Consider the following 14,162-nt stretch of genomic DNA (forward strand, 5'->3'; position numbering starts at 1 on the left):
CTTAATAAATAATATGGTATAAGTGTGATTATAAGGATTAAAATATGGTTTGATAAGATTTTATATGTAGAATGTTTCTACACATGATGGAATATATCTACACTTTTAATTCACTTCAATGATGAATAATTGGACCTTTCGATTTTTTTACAATTTAAAACCTATAAAAAAGATAGGGTATGTAGGATAATAAAAATTTTGATTTAATTTTGAGAAATATAATTCATACCTTAACAATAGGATATATATGATATATAAATACAGATTTGTTGCAGTGATGGTCATTTTTTTGTGGTCAGGTTTTACTTACGGTCAGCAAGATGTTGCCGGACATGTACTGGATTCAAATGGCTTAGCACTAGAAGGAGCAACTATTATTGCTCGGAAGCAAAATCAGTTTGTTCTTTCAGATAAGGAAGGAAAATTTGTTATGAAGTCCCTTGATGGTTTTCCTTTGAAATTGGAGGTCAGTTATGTGGGATTCCAACCACAATCTTTCTTGTTGGATGCTCCCTCTTTGGACTTGAAAATTATTTTGGAGGAAGATAACATGTTGGGGGAAGTAATTGTCACTTCAAGAAGGAGACAAGAAGAAATCCAAGCTGTACCCATTCCGGTTTCTGTAGTCAGTGGAGCCTTATTGGAAGAAACCCAGGCTTTTAATGTCAATAGATTAAAGGAGTTGGTACCCACCATACAACTCTATTCTTCCAACCCAAGAAATACAACTTTGAATATCAGGGGATTGGGTTCCACCTTCGGACTTACCAATGATGGGATTGATCCAGGTGTAGGGTTTTATGTAGATGGTGTTTACTATGCTAGACCAGCTGTGACAGCACTTGACTTTATAGATGTAGATCAAATTGAAGTATTGCGCGGTCCACTAGGAACTCTGTTTGGGAAAAATACCACATCTGGGGCATTTAACATTACCACACGTAGACCTAGATTTCAACTGGACGCCACTATAGAATCAAGTTTTGGCAATTTTGGCTTTGTACAGACCCGAGGCTCGGTCACAGGTCCACTATCTCAAAAGCTGGCAGCAAGATTGTCTTTTTCCGGTACCAAAAGGGATGGATTGCTCTATAATGTAACTACTCAGAAGCACACCAATGATTTAAATAACCTTGGTTTAAGGGGACAATTACTCTATGTGCCATCCGAAAAGGTGGAGGTTTTAGTGGCAGGGGATTTTACCAGACAAAGGCCTGATGGTTATGCCCAGGTAATAGCCGGTGTGGTGGAGACCAGAAGAGCATCATTCAGGCAATTCAACCAAATCATCAGCGATCTGAATTATTCCCTTCCAAGTACCAATCCTTTTGATCGAATTATTGACCATGATACCCCATGGAGATCAGGAAATGATTTGGGAGGCGTATCGGTCAATGTGGATGCAGATATCTGGGGAGGTACCTTAACATCGACTTCTGCTTGGAGGTATTGGAACTGGGATCCTTCCAATGACCGGGATTTTACCGGACTAGAGGCTTTAAGTCTTTCTCAGGCACCATCTAGGCACGATCAATGGTCTCAGGAAATTCGCTATGCAGGTGATATTTCCAATAATCTTACTGGAGTGGTAGGTGTCTATGCCCTTTGGCAAGACTTGCGTTCTACGCCTTACCATACAGAAGAATCAGGTATCCATCAGTGGAGATTTATCCAAAGCAATCAAAGTCCACTATGGGGAACACCTGGTTTGTTGGAAGGTTATGGGATAAGGACCACCAATAGTTTGTTGTCTTTTAGTGGTGCTGTATTTGGCCAATTGGATTGGAAAATCAATGATAAGTTTAACCTGCTACCTGGTTTAAGGTGGAACTATGATGAGAAGCAGGTATATTTTAATAGGCAAACTTATGGAGGTCTCCAGACAGATGACCCAGAGCTATTGGCTTTACAAAGAGCTGTTTACAATGACCAGGAATTTGAGGCTGTTGTAGATGAATCCAATTTTTCGGGACAAATTACTTTAGCTTACAGGCCTAGCCAAAGAATAAATACCTTTGCCACATTTTCCACTAGCTTCAAGCCGGTAGGAATCAATTTGGGTGGATTGCCACGGGAAGATGGAAGAAACATGTTGGAATTGGCAAGGATAGAACCAGAATACGTAATCCATTATGAAGTTGGGGTAAAAACTAACCCTTCGAGCAGATCTACTTTGAACTTGGTCTTTCATAATTCTGACATTACCAATTTCCAGGCTTTGGTACAGACTCCGGATCTTTCGGTCAACCGGGGATATTTGGCAAATGCAGAGCAAGTAAGGGTAAGAGGAGCGGAGTTGGACTGGACCTATCGGAACAATAAGAACTTCAATACTTTCGGTTCCATAGCATTGACCGACGCGAAATACATAAAATTCACCAATGCTCCTGTGCCTTTGGAGGAGGTAGGAGGGGAAAGCTTTAAAGATATTTCCGGAGGAAGACTGCCAGGGGTATCCAAGTGGGCAGGTTCTTTTGGAGTTGAATGGTCTACAGATGCCAAGTTATCTGGAATTGAAGGCAAGTTCTTTGTTGGATCCGAACTTTTCTTTAGGTCTGAATTTTCGAGCAGCCCATCCCCATCCCAATATCTGAATATTGATGGCTATGCCTTATTGAATGCGAGAACTGGATTCAGGGCGCCAAACGGATTCTCATTCTTTTTATGGTCGAGAAACTTGACAGATACGGATTATTTTGAATTGCTCCTGCCAGGTGCAGGAAATGCTGGACATTATGCTGGAGTGCTAGGAGATCCAAGGACATTTGGAATTACCATGAAATTTGTTTTGGAAGGTAATCATAAAAACTAGTTTACAGGTTGACCTGCTATCAAAGCCTTTTCTTTGCTTTAAAAAATTCAATATTTGGAATAAAAATCCATATCGATGAATACATATTTTGTATTTTGGACATTCTAAAATATTGATATGCTTTCCAAAAGAGCCAAATACGCCATAAAAACAATTCTTTTTCTATACGAAAACCAAAATCAAGTTCCAATTTCAGCCAGGACAATTTCCAAGGCTGAAAATATTCCTTATAAGTTTCTGGAAAACATCTTAAGAGACCTGAAGTCACATCAGATAGTCAAAAGCCTTCGTGGAGCTGAAGGGGGATATTCTTTAGGGAAAGATCCCGCCATTATTTCCGTGGCAGAACTCATGAGAGTGATTGATGGCCCTATAGCCTTAATTCCATGCGTTTCGGAGAATTTTTACGAATCCTGCAATGAATGCAAAGATGAGGAAACATGCCGGATAAGGAAAATATTCGGGCAGCTCAGAGACGAAATGCTTAAGGTGCTGAAAAGCTCTATTGTAGATTTATCCAAACTGTAGTTTTTCAGGCCCCTTCGGTATGATCCACCCATTTGCCATCCAAAGTCATATAGCTTTTCATGCAGTCAGCCGTCATACAGCTGTGGACAGGAAGTATGCCGATCAGGTCACCGACTTTGACATTGGCAAGTAGTTCATCAGAAGCTTGTACCAAACCATGCTCTTGAGAAATGCTTTTCAGAAATGAACGCTCTGAAGGAATGGTCCAGCCCTTATCATTTAGCAGTACTACCTCTCCGAAATTTTTACTTCCATCTGCTTCCAAAAGTACATCCTTGGCCAAATGAACACCTCCTCCATGGATCAGAATTTCTTTCTTGGTCTTCTTGATGTCCACTACCGGAACAGCCAAGGCTACGGCTACATCTTCTCTTTTGCAAGAACCTAGGTTGACCTGCATCAAATCGAAAAACACAAAATTGCCCGGCCCAATCTGGTCCACATCACCAAAATCATCCACAACAGCACAGCCAGGCGTATCACCTACCCGGGTTTTTAATTCAGGATATTCTGTGCTGTATTTGTTTTTAAGCATGCTCAGGGCTGCAATACTTTCCTCATAGATTTTGTGTTTGTCGGCTGTATAATAAGTGTGGCCAGGGTGTATATAGAAGCCTTTAAATTGAAGCTTATCTGTAGTCTTGGCAGTTCTTAGGATCTCTTCTATCAGACCAAAATCTGACACTTCTACTCCCGTACGACCGTAGCCTGCATCTATTTCAATGAAAAACCCTACTGTATTACTCAGATGCTTCACAAGATGATCGGTAACTGCTTTATTGATCAACTGAACAGAAATACTTTGTTTAGAAGCCAGTTGATTTAAAGTATGAACCTCAAGTGGGTTAAATGGAAATGCAATATGGATATTGTCCCAACCTTTATCACAAAAATAAGCTGCCATCTTGATTGAAGAAACAGTAAGCTCTTTGATGCCATATTCTTTGGCCCATTCACCAACCTGAAGGGATTGTGCTGTTTTGAAATGAGGAACTAGCTCTTTACCCTGTTTCTGCGCTTTTGTAGCCATAGATTCTAAGTTATTTCTGCAGATTTGCTCATTGAGTAAGAGGGTAGGAGAGGTGATGCTTTCTAGGTATGACATTTGTCTTTATTGGTTCTTTGTTAATTGAATAGACGAAAAATAAGAAAGAAAGCAGAGAGATGAAACTCTTTTGCTTCAAGTCTTCAGGCATGGACCATTATATTTAAGTTTAAAGACTTTTTAAGTTCCCCACTAAGGCATAAGAAAAGGATGACATTTATCACTTAAATGGGTCTCTGAATCTTGAACTCAGTTTTAACCATTAACTATTAACAACTTCAATCAAATACACAGTTACCCAATTCTTTATCAAAACCTATTTCTCCTTAAAATCCAAACTCACTGAGTTGATACAGTAACGTATGCCTCCTTTGTCCTTTGGACCGTCCGGAAAGCGGTGACCAAGATGTCCACCACAGTTGGCACAAAGGATTTCCTCCCTGATCATAAAATGTGAATAATCCATCTCTACCTCTACAGCTTCAGGTCTGATTGGTTTGGTGAAGGAAGGCCAGCCACATCCGCTATCGTACTTTTCAGAGGAATGAAAAATCTCATTTCCACAGGCTTTGCATTCATATATTCCTGTATCCTTATTGAGGTAATATTGGCCTGTAAAAGGACGCTCTGTACCTTTTTCTCTCAATACATGGAAACTGTCCGGATCCAGTTCTTTTCTCCATGTTTCATCATCTTTTTCAATTGGATATTTCTTCTTACTCATAATTTCTTTTTTCTAATAATATAATCCGAATTGGAGGCAATAGGTTTGGATAAGGTTATATTTTAATGTGTATATCCGCAAATAGACCAGTAACCAATTTGTAATGGGTCTTGAACCCTGATATTAATGAATACTAGATCCGCCACAGCGAACAAGTTATTCTTTGATAACTTGTCCCTGTTTATCGGGATTGGTTTGAAATCGTAGATTTATTCTATTGCGAAGATTCTATTGGTAAGAAAGCGGACAATCATAAATCCTTTTATCAGGAGGGTATTAGATTTTGCAACTTAACTAAATCATTCAGGTTTAAACGTTACTTTCTTTTTCGAGCTATTTCTTATCAAAGACTCATTCATTAATTGGGGCCTATATTCACCATTGGCAAACATTTCGGCCTGATCGCGATACCAAGGTGAAAATAAATTGCCACTTTGGCCGGTAGGCAAAACAGATTCTGATAGTTCAACATTAGCAAAATCAAGAATTATCCGCATAGCAGGTCCTGAACGTACAGAATAGATACCATCAGGATTCAGTTTGAATGCCAGCTTATTTACAGATTCTTCATTGGCCATGACAGGAGGAGCACTTACATTGAATAGTTTGTCCAGTGGTTTTTGGGCACCAAGTGGGTGTGGATGTTCCAGAACAACTGCTTTTTTCCATTGCCAATCTTCCGGATTATTTCCAAACTGTCCTTTTAATTCTTCCAGGCTTTTTTTCAAAGCCGCTGATAAAATATCGCTTCTGCTTTCCTGATTGTTGGTATTTATATTATTCCACCAAGGTGAAGACTCAGTCTGAACGAGGTTGGAAACACTTCTGATGTAAAGGAAGGTTTCTAGGAAATTACTGAACCAATCTTCCCCTAATTCATCAACCATCATTGCATGCAAGGTATGATAAAGCCATTTGTAGTATAAGGTGGGGGCTATACTTTCAAGTCCATGGTCACCATCCCAGTTTTTCAATTGTTCTAGCGCGGATTCAAAACCTTCATAAGCTTCAGGGTTCACAGCCTCCAGCATGCTCAAAGCATTCAATGGGTGAGTTTCGTTGATGGCTTCCAGCTGCAAGTCTTTGATATTTTGCTGATTCCAATCATCCCGTGCTGAAATGGTTTTTGCAATCCTGTTCCATCGTTCTCCCGGATAATAATAGCCGGGAAAGAAGGTGCCGTTACTTAGAGTGTCAGGTTGGTTGTTGGCACTGGCAACAAAACCCGAAGGCGGATTGATGCTCATAGGATTTTCTTCAAAAGGCATCCATCCCTGAATTTCATCAGCAGGATCACTTCCATCCAGAAACAACTTGGAGTTCACATGATCAGGTCTGATGGGTAGCTTCGCCGTTGCCCACCAAGCAATATTTCCTGCCTTATCTCCATACATCACGTTAAGTCCGGGAGCATGGATCAACCTTATTCCATTTTCGAATTCATGGATATCCTTGGATCTAGCCATTTTCCAAGTAGCTTCTAAAGCCCGGCTTGGCTCTAAAATATATACCCACCAGGAAGCTACTGGATTGGAGGTGATTTTAGCTATTTCAGGGAGCACATTATTCATTATTGGACCATGCACGGATTCCCTAATTTCAAATTTTATAGGGTCTTGTCCTTTGACGGGAATCTGTTCTTCCCTTATTTGAATAGGCCTGAATTCTTCTCCATAAATTGTTTCTAACGGGTTTGCAGGGTTAAGCTTTTCCTCAAAAAAATCCTGATCGTCATTTTCAAACATGGTAAGACCAAAGCTGTGTTTGCGGGTATGGCCAACTAACCCGAATGGAATACCTGCCAGGTGGTTTCCATAAAAACTGAACCCAGGATACTCCAAATGGGCTTCATACCAAACTGAGGGTTGTGCAAATCCAATATGGGTGTCATTGAGGAAAAGCACCTCTCCCGACTCTGTTTTATCCGGGCCGATAATCCATGAATTGCTACCTTCCAATAAAGGAACAGGTAGCTTTTCTAATAAAGCTTGTAGACTTTCTGTATGCATGTCAGTAAGTACTTTGCCGTCTCTTTCTGGGTAATGTGTAGGGATCACATGGTGTTCAGGCAAGGTATGAACAGACAAAACCTCCAAGTATTCAGAACCCAACTCTCTAGCCATTTTGGTGATTAAGGGATCGGTTTTCATGGCCATGGCGAAAGTAAATGACATGTAACCTACAATTCCATGCATGTCTTCTATATTGTAGGGTCTGGGAGTATGGCCCAAAAGCGTATACTCCAAAGGGAGTTTGCCCTTTTCTATAAAATCATTTACGCCATTTATGTAGGCATTGACAGCAGATTTGATTTCCAAAGAACCGTTTTTTTCCCATTCTTCAGCGCTCCATTTGGAATGCTTGGGTATACCCAAGGTTCTGAAAAATTGGTCAACTTCCACTAGATCTTCTCCTAATAGCTCAGCCAATGTGCCTGTGCCTACTCTTCGCATCATTTCCATTTGAAAAAGCCTATCCTGGGCATGTACGTATCCCATTGCCCTGTAAGCATCTTCAGCACTTCCCGCATAAATATGAGGAATGCCGAAGTCATCGTAAAAAACCTCCGTTTCTTCATCGAGTCCAGCCAACACCAGTTCCCCGCTGTATTTGGGAGAAAAGCGGTATTTAATAATTTGATAGCCGGTTGTAAATACAAAGAAGAGTATGATCAGGGCAAAAATCAGTTTTTTCATAAAAGCATTGAATTCGGGTTCTGCTTTCCAATTTAGAAGATTTTGAGGATTAGGAAGCAATATTGAATTTAGATTTTTAAAATTTAGACTATTCCAACTTGATCAGGTTAGAGGAACTTGCCAAAGTCCCTGGAGCGGATACTGAATTGCGAAAAACGTTGATTGCCATTACCAATTATCTGAAAAAGAAAAATGCGTTGATTCCCCGCACCTATGGGGGTATTTTATCCCAGACGGACAGGGCATACATTATACACGCCCAATTGATGAAGTTGAATGTATCCAAAAAAATCAGCTTTTCGGATTTTCCACACAATTCCACGCTCATTTTTACGGTAGTCAATGTCCTTGTGGTGATATTGGGTAGGGAATTAATGGGCTCAATTGCCAATACTTCGGATAATCTAAGTCAGAATTATTACAGTACAGCTGATAGTAGTCAGCTTTTTCAGTTTGAGAATCCAGTTGCCAATGCACCCAGATCCGGATTTATTGAAGATCAAATGGCTGAAACAGCTGCTAAATTAGGAGGATTTGGAGATATCAATTTTCATCAAAGCCCCAGCTACGATTGATTAGTCTCCAATGGCGTCCAATATGATTTGGCAAGCTCTTTTGATTTCTTCGGCTGTGATTACCAGCGGTGGGGCTATGCGCATGGCATCATCACAGAATAAGAACCAATCGGTAATCACCCCATTGGTTATAGCTCTGTCGATAATGGGTTTTAGCACATCAAATGACTCAAACTCCACCGCCATCATCAAACCTTTATTCCTGATTCCTTTGATTTTTGGATGAATAAGAAGTTGCTTGAACAGATTGGCTTTTTCCTCCACCTGCTCCATAAGCCCTTCTTCTTGAATCACCTGTATAGTTGCCAGTGAAGCCACAGCTGAAACCGGGTGCCCCCCAAATGTCGTGATATGGCCCAGAAGAGGATTGTTTTTGAAAGCTCCCATCACATCTTTATTGGCAATAAAGGCACCAATAGGCATACCACCACCCATACCTTTGGCACAAACAAGAATGTCCGGTTCAATTCCGAAATGCTCGAATGCCCAAAATTTACCCGTTCTTCCAAAACCTGCCTGAATCTCGTCCAGAATAAGTAGTGTACCTGTTTCATTACATTTTTTCCGCAATGCTTGAAAATATTCCCTACAGGCGACTTTTATACCAGCCTCTCCTTGTATGGTTTCTACTATTACCGCGGCAGTCTGTTCTGTGATTTCATTGAGCTGGTGAAAACTTCCATAGACCACATTTTTAATACCCGGTAATAATGGCCTGTATGCTCTTTTAAAAACTTCATTTCCTCCGACTGAAAGAGCGCCCTGTGAGGAACCGTGATAAGCATCTACACAGGAAATTATTTCTCTTCTATTGGTGAACCTTTTGGCCAACTTTAATGCCCCTTCTACTGCTTCACTTCCTGAATTGACCAAGTATACATTGTCCAAGGATTCAGGCAAGGTGTCGCAGAGGGCTTTTGCCAATTGGGTTTGTGGGCTTTGAACATATTCTCCATAGACCATTAGGTGAAGGTATTTGTCCAATTGCTCCTTTATAGCCTGAATTACCTTGGGATGCCTGTGGCCTATATTGCTGACTCCGATTCCAGAGATCAGATCCAGGTAACTTTCTCCGTCTGGGCCATACATGTAGACGCCTTCTGCCTTCTCGATCTCAATGAGAAGAGGAAAATCTGTTGTCTGAGCAAGGTGATTTAGGAAGAGTTGCCTATTGTTCATAAAATCAGGGTGCAATTGATTTGGTTTGCTTTATAATTTTCGGAATCTGAAAAATATTCCAAGAGGAAGTTTTTTCTCTGATCTATCTACTAGAAAAAGCTCTCCATGCTCTGCATTTTGGACTTCTTTAAAATTGGAATAAATCAGGTTGGCTGCAATGATGGAGCTGAAACTCAGGGAATACATGTTCAGGATTAAGAAATGATGATCAGGTTCTAAAAGTTCCGCACAAAGTTTTAGCATTTCATTGATCTGCTCTTCAAGGATCCATTTTTCACCATCAGGTCCTCTTCCGTAGGCAGGAGGGTCCAATATGATTCCGTGATATTTATTTCCTCTCCGAACTTCTCTTTTGATAAATTTCATGGCATCATCCACAATCCATCTGATTCCTTCCTGCCCTGAAGATTCCATATTGTGTTTGGACCAAGTTACCACTTGTTTGACAGAGTCAAGGTGGGTTACTTCTGCTCCGCAGGCTTTGGCAGCAACTGATGCAGCACCTGTATAAGCGAAAAGATTGAGGACTTTTGGGTTTTTGACAGGAAGTTTCTCAATAGTATCGGCAATGTAATCCCAGTTGACTGCTTGCTCTGGGAAAAGGCCAATATGCTTGAAAGATGTCATGGCAAGGTTGAGCTTCAAGTCAAGCTTATTGTTTCCTTTGTATTGGATTTGCCAGTTATGAGGGATTTTTTTAAAAGTTTTCCATTGCCCTTTATCCGGATTGTTTTTTTCCTTATGAAAATGGGCATGGGACATTTCTCTCCAAGAATCTTCATCTATGCTTTTATCCCAGATAGCCTGAGGCTCGGGTCTGCTCAAAATATACTGACCGAATCTTTCCAGCTTTTCAAATCCACCGGTATCTATCAATTCATAATCTTCCCAATGCTCGGGAGTCAATGACAAAATCGTTTCCTTCATATCACAAAAGTAAAAAATATAATCGAAGGGGCTTTTCATTTATTTTTAGCAAAATTATTTACAACTTGGAGAGAGTTAAAGAAAATCGATATGAAATCAGTTGAGGTAATGAAATGGGCAGGGGTGATAATGTTGATGATTGTATTCAATATTGGGGTATACGCACAATCTATATCTACATTGAGACAGAATGATGTAGATATGGGAAGGGCCTTTAGATTTAACCCCAAAAGTGATGGCGTAAAGGGTACGCCATTTATGTATGAAGAGGCTCCCAAAGCAAAAATTGCTTTGAAAAGTGGTAAGGTTTACGATGAAATTCCTGTCAATATATTTTTGGAAAAAGATGAGGTCTATATACAGACTGGCAGCGAAGAGGATGAACCATTGCTGTTGAAAAACTGGGATTGGCTGGAGACTTTTGAAGAAAACCCTAAGCTATTTAGAATGGAATTTTTGGAAGGGAAAGAAAGAATTGTTGAAATCTTGCATGAGGAGGGTAGGGATAAGTATGTAGCCCTTCACAAAAAGAACCTTGTCAAGCCTACCAATTTGAAAGATGGGTATACTGGCCCTCAATATGAAGTTTACAGACCGGATACGCGCTTTTACAAAATCAACGGACTTTCCAGTGAGGAATTCAAAGGAAACAACAAGGGCTTAAAGGAACTTGCCGGATCAAAGTACGGAGAGCTGCGCTCTTATGTCAAATCAAACAAAATCAATACAGATTCAGCCATAGGAATGAAGAAGGTGCTTACTTTCCTTAAGCAGGACTAGAGCCAATCTTTAAGAAGCTTTTCACTTTGATACCAAAGCTTTTCCCGCATGCTTTTGGAATTGGCAGACTTGGATGCACTTACAGGTTTTGATTTTTTAAAGTATGCTCCACTATACGTACTGGAAATTTCGTTTCTCGCCAAATAAATGCTTGTTTCTGCACCTTGCTCTGCCGTGATCATAAAAGGCCTGGCCAGGACCCAGAATACTTTAAATATTCCACCGGCTTCTGATGCAAAATTGGTTTTGACCACTCCGGGATGTAGTGCAAATGCCTGCAGCCCATCTTCTCCAAATCTTTCAGAAAGTGACTTTGTAAAGAGAATATTGAAAAGCTTCACATTGGCATAAGCGGTAAAAGCGCTGTATGGTTTTTTTTCAAAATTCAAGTCGTCGAAGTTTACCTTGGCAGCTCTATGAGCTTCAGAACTCACATTGATCACTTTTGCTTTGCCGGACTTGAGCAACCAAGGCATCAATTTATTGGTCAATAGAAAATGTCCCAGATGATTGGCGGATAAAGAAAGCTCAAAACCATCTTTTGTGGTTTCTTTTTCCTGAAAAATACCACCTGCATTATTGATCAGGACGTCAATATGTGGTACGTTTTTTTGAACTGTGGCTACAGCATTGCTTACTGATTCCATGGAAGCCAGATCACATTCCACAAATATTACCTTTGGCTGCTGCTCTAAAGGCAGAGCATTTATGATTTTTTCAGACTTTTTTGGATTTCTTGCCAGGAAAATCACTTTTTCAAAATGGGGTACAAGTTTTTGAAATGTTATGGTTCCAATGCCTGAGGTCGGGCCTGTGATTGCTAGTATCATAATTTTTGCTGTTTGTATTGCTAACTCGCTTTCTTGGTGGATAGTTTGGAAAAGGGAAACATTGGATACCTTTAAATAGGAAACGAAAAATACTATAGATAGTAAATTTCGCTAATTATATTTTCTCTTAGGGTTTGAGTAATTTTTTGTATTTTCGAGGCTATAAAATTTTAAAAAATCAAAAAAAATAGAAACCCTTTATAAGGAAAAGCATTCCTTTTTGTTGGGAATCAATAGGTTGAGAGAAACTCAAGGCGTTAAACTATTCAGTAGTGACAGAATCCAAATTACCCCAAAAGCCTTTTATCGATATAGCGGAAGTTTTGAAGGATAAAAACCCTGGCCTCCACAAGTGGATGCCTGGTTTTGTGCTCAGCTACATCAAGCGGATTGTTCATGAAAAGGATATCAATCAGGTGATGGCAAATATTGGTCATTTGCAGGGAATGGATTTTGTGAATGCCTTGGTAGACGAATTTGGTGTTGAAGTAAGTCTCGCTGGGGCTGAAAATATTCCTTTGGACAGACCTGTGATTTTTGCATCCAATCACCCTTTGGGAGGAATGGATGGCATTGCTTTCATGTATGCACTTGGAAAATACAGGACTGATATCCGCTTTTTGGTCAATGATATCCTGACCAATATCAAAAACTTTGAGCCGATGTTTGTGCCTGTCAATAAACACGGGGCAAACAGCAGGGAAGTCAGTAAACTGATTGAAGAAACTTATGCAGGAGAACATGCGGTTCTGGTCTTTCCGGCCGGATTGGTGTCTAGGAAACAGGCAGAAGGGGTCAAAGACCTAGAGTGGAAGAAGAGTTTTATCTCCAAAGCCAAGAGATATAAAAAAGATGTAGTACCTGTTTATATTGAAGGGAAAAATTCAGACTTTTTTTACAATCTGGCCAGATTCCGTAAACAATTGGGTATCAAAGCTAACTTGGAAATGTTTTATCTCGCTGACGAAATGTTCGCTCAGAGAGGCAAAAAAGTTGTCATACATATAGGAAAACCAATTTCTTACGAGTATTTTGATAAATTGAAAACTGAAACCGAATGGGCTGAGGAAGTGAAAAGAATTGTTTACCAAATGGCCTAAATCTGATTATATGCAAGCAATTATACCCGAGATAGATAGAGAGTTGTTGAAAAAGGAGCTTACGCCGGACAGGTTTTTGCGCTATACCAACAATGGAAACAATCATATTTATTTGGTTGATTACCATCAGGCTCCCAATACTGTCAGGGAAATCGGTAGATTAAGAGAGTTGACTTTCAGGTCTGCAGGTGGGGGGACAGGGCTCTCGCTTGACCTTGACGAGAATGATACAGATGAAAATTGCTATCAACAACTGATAACCTGGCATCCTGATGATGAGGAAATTGTAGCAGGATATAGACTTATTCACTGTAAGCACGCTGGTAGAAGTGAAAACGGTGAACTGAAATTATCTACTGCCCATCTCTTTAAGTTTTCAGAAGAATTTGTAAAAAATTATCTGCCTACTACCATAGAACTGGGGAGATCTTTTGTTCAACCCAAATATCAACCGAGTATTGACAACAGGAAAGGACTCTTTTCTTTGGATAATTTATGGGACGGTTTGGGTGCAGTAGTGATGCTGAACAGAGATGTGAAGTACCTTTTTGGAAAGGTGACGATGTACCCGCATTACAATAAGGAAGCAAGGGATTTGTTATTGTATTTTATGCACCATTATTTCCCAGACCATAAAAAGTTGGCAAGACCGCACCCAAATCTTACACTGACCTACTATGCAGATACTTCCAACCTTGAATCATTGTTCAAGGGGCTGGACTACAAAGAGGGGTATAAGATGCTCAATTCAAAAATCCGGAGCTATGGTGAAAATATTCCTCCTCTGATCAATACTTATATGAACCTTTCGCCTACCATGAAAACCTTCGGAACGGCTCTCAATGACGAATTCGGAAGGGTAGAGGAGACAGGAATACTGATAACTCTGGATGATATTTATGAAAGTAAAAAACACAGACATTTGGAAACTTTTGAAAGAGATAGAGTTTTTGGAAGCAGATAAAG

Annotated in this window: 12 protein-coding genes; 6 read left to right on the top strand and 6 right to left on the bottom strand. The window is 40.1% G+C overall.

Annotation, left to right across the window (positions count from 1 at the left end):
• Window positions 1-247 precede the first annotated feature (247 nt).
• On the top strand, window positions 248-2,812 hold the full coding sequence (locus A33Q_RS15955; protein ID WP_009033825.1) for a TonB-dependent receptor: 2,565 nt from the start codon (window positions 248-250) through the stop codon (window positions 2,810-2,812).
• A gap of 117 nt (window positions 2,813-2,929) precedes the next feature.
• Window positions 2,930-3,340 carry an RrF2 family transcriptional regulator gene (locus A33Q_RS15960; protein ID WP_009033824.1) on the top strand — a complete coding sequence of 137 codons (411 nt, stop codon included), beginning with the start codon at window positions 2,930-2,932 and terminating at the stop codon, window positions 3,338-3,340.
• 4 nt (window positions 3,341-3,344) lie between these two features.
• Here A33Q_RS15960 and A33Q_RS15965 read toward each other — a convergent pair whose 3' ends face one another.
• The 3 genes from A33Q_RS15965 to A33Q_RS15975 all read right to left on the bottom strand — a co-directional run bounded on the left by A33Q_RS15965 (window position 3,345) and on the right by A33Q_RS15975 (window position 7,805).
• Entirely contained in the window at window positions 3,345-4,445 is a 1,101-nt protein-coding gene (locus A33Q_RS15965; protein ID WP_009033823.1) for an alanine racemase, read from the bottom strand.
• A gap of 256 nt (window positions 4,446-4,701) precedes the next feature.
• Window positions 4,702-5,109 (bottom strand): peptide-methionine (R)-S-oxide reductase MsrB, encoded by a 408-nt coding sequence (msrB, locus tag A33Q_RS15970; RefSeq protein WP_009033822.1) that lies wholly within the window; start codon window positions 5,107-5,109, stop codon window positions 4,702-4,704.
• Window positions 5,110-5,408: 299 nt separating this feature from the next.
• Window positions 5,409-7,805: a penicillin acylase family protein gene (locus A33Q_RS15975; protein WP_040490586.1), complete on the bottom strand. Its 2,397-nt coding sequence runs from the start codon at window positions 7,803-7,805 to the stop codon at window positions 5,409-5,411.
• A 98-nt stretch (window positions 7,806-7,903) separates the two neighbouring features.
• Here A33Q_RS15975 and A33Q_RS15980 point away from each other — a divergent pair, with 98 nt between their 5' ends.
• Window positions 7,904-8,380, top strand: coding sequence for a hypothetical protein (locus A33Q_RS15980; RefSeq protein ID WP_009033820.1), 477 nt, complete (start codon window positions 7,904-7,906; stop codon window positions 8,378-8,380).
• Here the strand turns inward: A33Q_RS15980 and A33Q_RS15985 are convergent, their stop codons facing one another.
• Together A33Q_RS15985 and A33Q_RS15990 are read right to left on the bottom strand one after the other, a co-directional pair.
• Window positions 8,381-9,559: an aspartate aminotransferase family protein gene (locus tag A33Q_RS15985; protein WP_009033819.1), complete on the bottom strand. Its 1,179-nt coding sequence runs from the start codon at window positions 9,557-9,559 to the stop codon at window positions 8,381-8,383. It abuts the gene before it with no gap.
• A 30-nt stretch (window positions 9,560-9,589) separates the two neighbouring features.
• A complete protein-coding gene (locus A33Q_RS15990) occupies window positions 9,590-10,486 on the bottom strand; it encodes a class I SAM-dependent methyltransferase (RefSeq protein WP_040490587.1) in 897 nt (298 codons plus the stop codon).
• 90 nt (window positions 10,487-10,576) lie between these two features.
• Here A33Q_RS15990 and A33Q_RS15995 point away from each other — a divergent pair, with 90 nt between their 5' ends.
• Window positions 10,577-11,266, top strand: coding sequence for a hypothetical protein (locus tag A33Q_RS15995; protein WP_009033817.1), 690 nt, complete (start codon window positions 10,577-10,579; stop codon window positions 11,264-11,266).
• Here A33Q_RS15995 and A33Q_RS16000 read toward each other — a convergent pair.
• Window positions 11,263-12,096 carry an SDR family NAD(P)-dependent oxidoreductase gene (locus A33Q_RS16000; protein ID WP_009033816.1) on the bottom strand — a complete coding sequence of 278 codons (834 nt, stop codon included), beginning with the start codon at window positions 12,094-12,096 and terminating at the stop codon, window positions 11,263-11,265. The two genes, A33Q_RS15995 and A33Q_RS16000, sit on opposite strands and share 4 nt — an antisense overlap.
• A gap of 356 nt (window positions 12,097-12,452) precedes the next feature.
• Between A33Q_RS16000 and A33Q_RS16005 the strand changes: the two genes are divergently transcribed.
• Window positions 12,453-13,196 carry a 1-acyl-sn-glycerol-3-phosphate acyltransferase gene (locus A33Q_RS16005; protein ID WP_235062814.1) on the top strand — a complete coding sequence of 248 codons (744 nt, stop codon included), beginning with the start codon at window positions 12,453-12,455 and terminating at the stop codon, window positions 13,194-13,196.
• A gap of 10 nt (window positions 13,197-13,206) precedes the next feature.
• Window positions 13,207-14,160 carry a GNAT family N-acetyltransferase gene (locus tag A33Q_RS16010; protein WP_009033814.1) on the top strand — a complete coding sequence of 318 codons (954 nt, stop codon included), beginning with the start codon at window positions 13,207-13,209 and terminating at the stop codon, window positions 14,158-14,160.
• The last annotated feature ends 2 nt before the right edge of the window (window positions 14,161-14,162 follow it).

The organism is Indibacter alkaliphilus LW1 (assembly GCF_000295935.2).
In the GTDB taxonomy this organism is placed as follows: domain Bacteria; phylum Bacteroidota; class Bacteroidia; order Cytophagales; family Cyclobacteriaceae; genus Indibacter; species Indibacter alkaliphilus.

What these genes read in the sequence shown, in the direction of transcription:
- A33Q_RS15955 (WP_009033825.1), top strand. Translation starts at nt 248, where the DNA reads ATGATATATAAATACAGATTTGTTGCAGTGATGGTCATTTTTTTGTGG.
- A33Q_RS15960 (WP_009033824.1), top strand. Translation starts at nt 2,930, where the DNA reads ATGCTTTCCAAAAGAGCCAAATACGCCATAAAAACAATTCTTTTTCTA.
- A33Q_RS15965 (WP_009033823.1), bottom strand. Translation starts at nt 4,445, where the DNA reads ATGTCATACCTAGAAAGCATCACCTCTCCTACCCTCTTACTCAATGAG.
- msrB (WP_009033822.1), bottom strand. Translation starts at nt 5,109, where the DNA reads ATGAGTAAGAAGAAATATCCAATTGAAAAAGATGATGAAACATGGAGA.
- A33Q_RS15975 (WP_040490586.1), bottom strand. Translation starts at nt 7,805, where the DNA reads ATGAAAAAACTGATTTTTGCCCTGATCATACTCTTCTTTGTATTTACA.
- A33Q_RS15985 (WP_009033819.1), bottom strand. Translation starts at nt 9,559, where the DNA reads ATGAACAATAGGCAACTCTTCCTAAATCACCTTGCTCAGACAACAGAT.
- A33Q_RS15990 (WP_040490587.1), bottom strand. Translation starts at nt 10,486, where the DNA reads ATGAAGGAAACGATTTTGTCATTGACTCCCGAGCATTGGGAAGATTAT.
- A33Q_RS15995 (WP_009033817.1), top strand. Translation starts at nt 10,577, where the DNA reads ATGAAATCAGTTGAGGTAATGAAATGGGCAGGGGTGATAATGTTGATG.
- A33Q_RS16000 (WP_009033816.1), bottom strand. Translation starts at nt 12,096, where the DNA reads ATGATACTAGCAATCACAGGCCCGACCTCAGGCATTGGAACCATAACA.
- A33Q_RS16005 (WP_235062814.1), top strand. Translation starts at nt 12,453, where the DNA reads ATGCCTGGTTTTGTGCTCAGCTACATCAAGCGGATTGTTCATGAAAAG.
- A33Q_RS16010 (WP_009033814.1), top strand. Translation starts at nt 13,207, where the DNA reads ATGCAAGCAATTATACCCGAGATAGATAGAGAGTTGTTGAAAAAGGAG.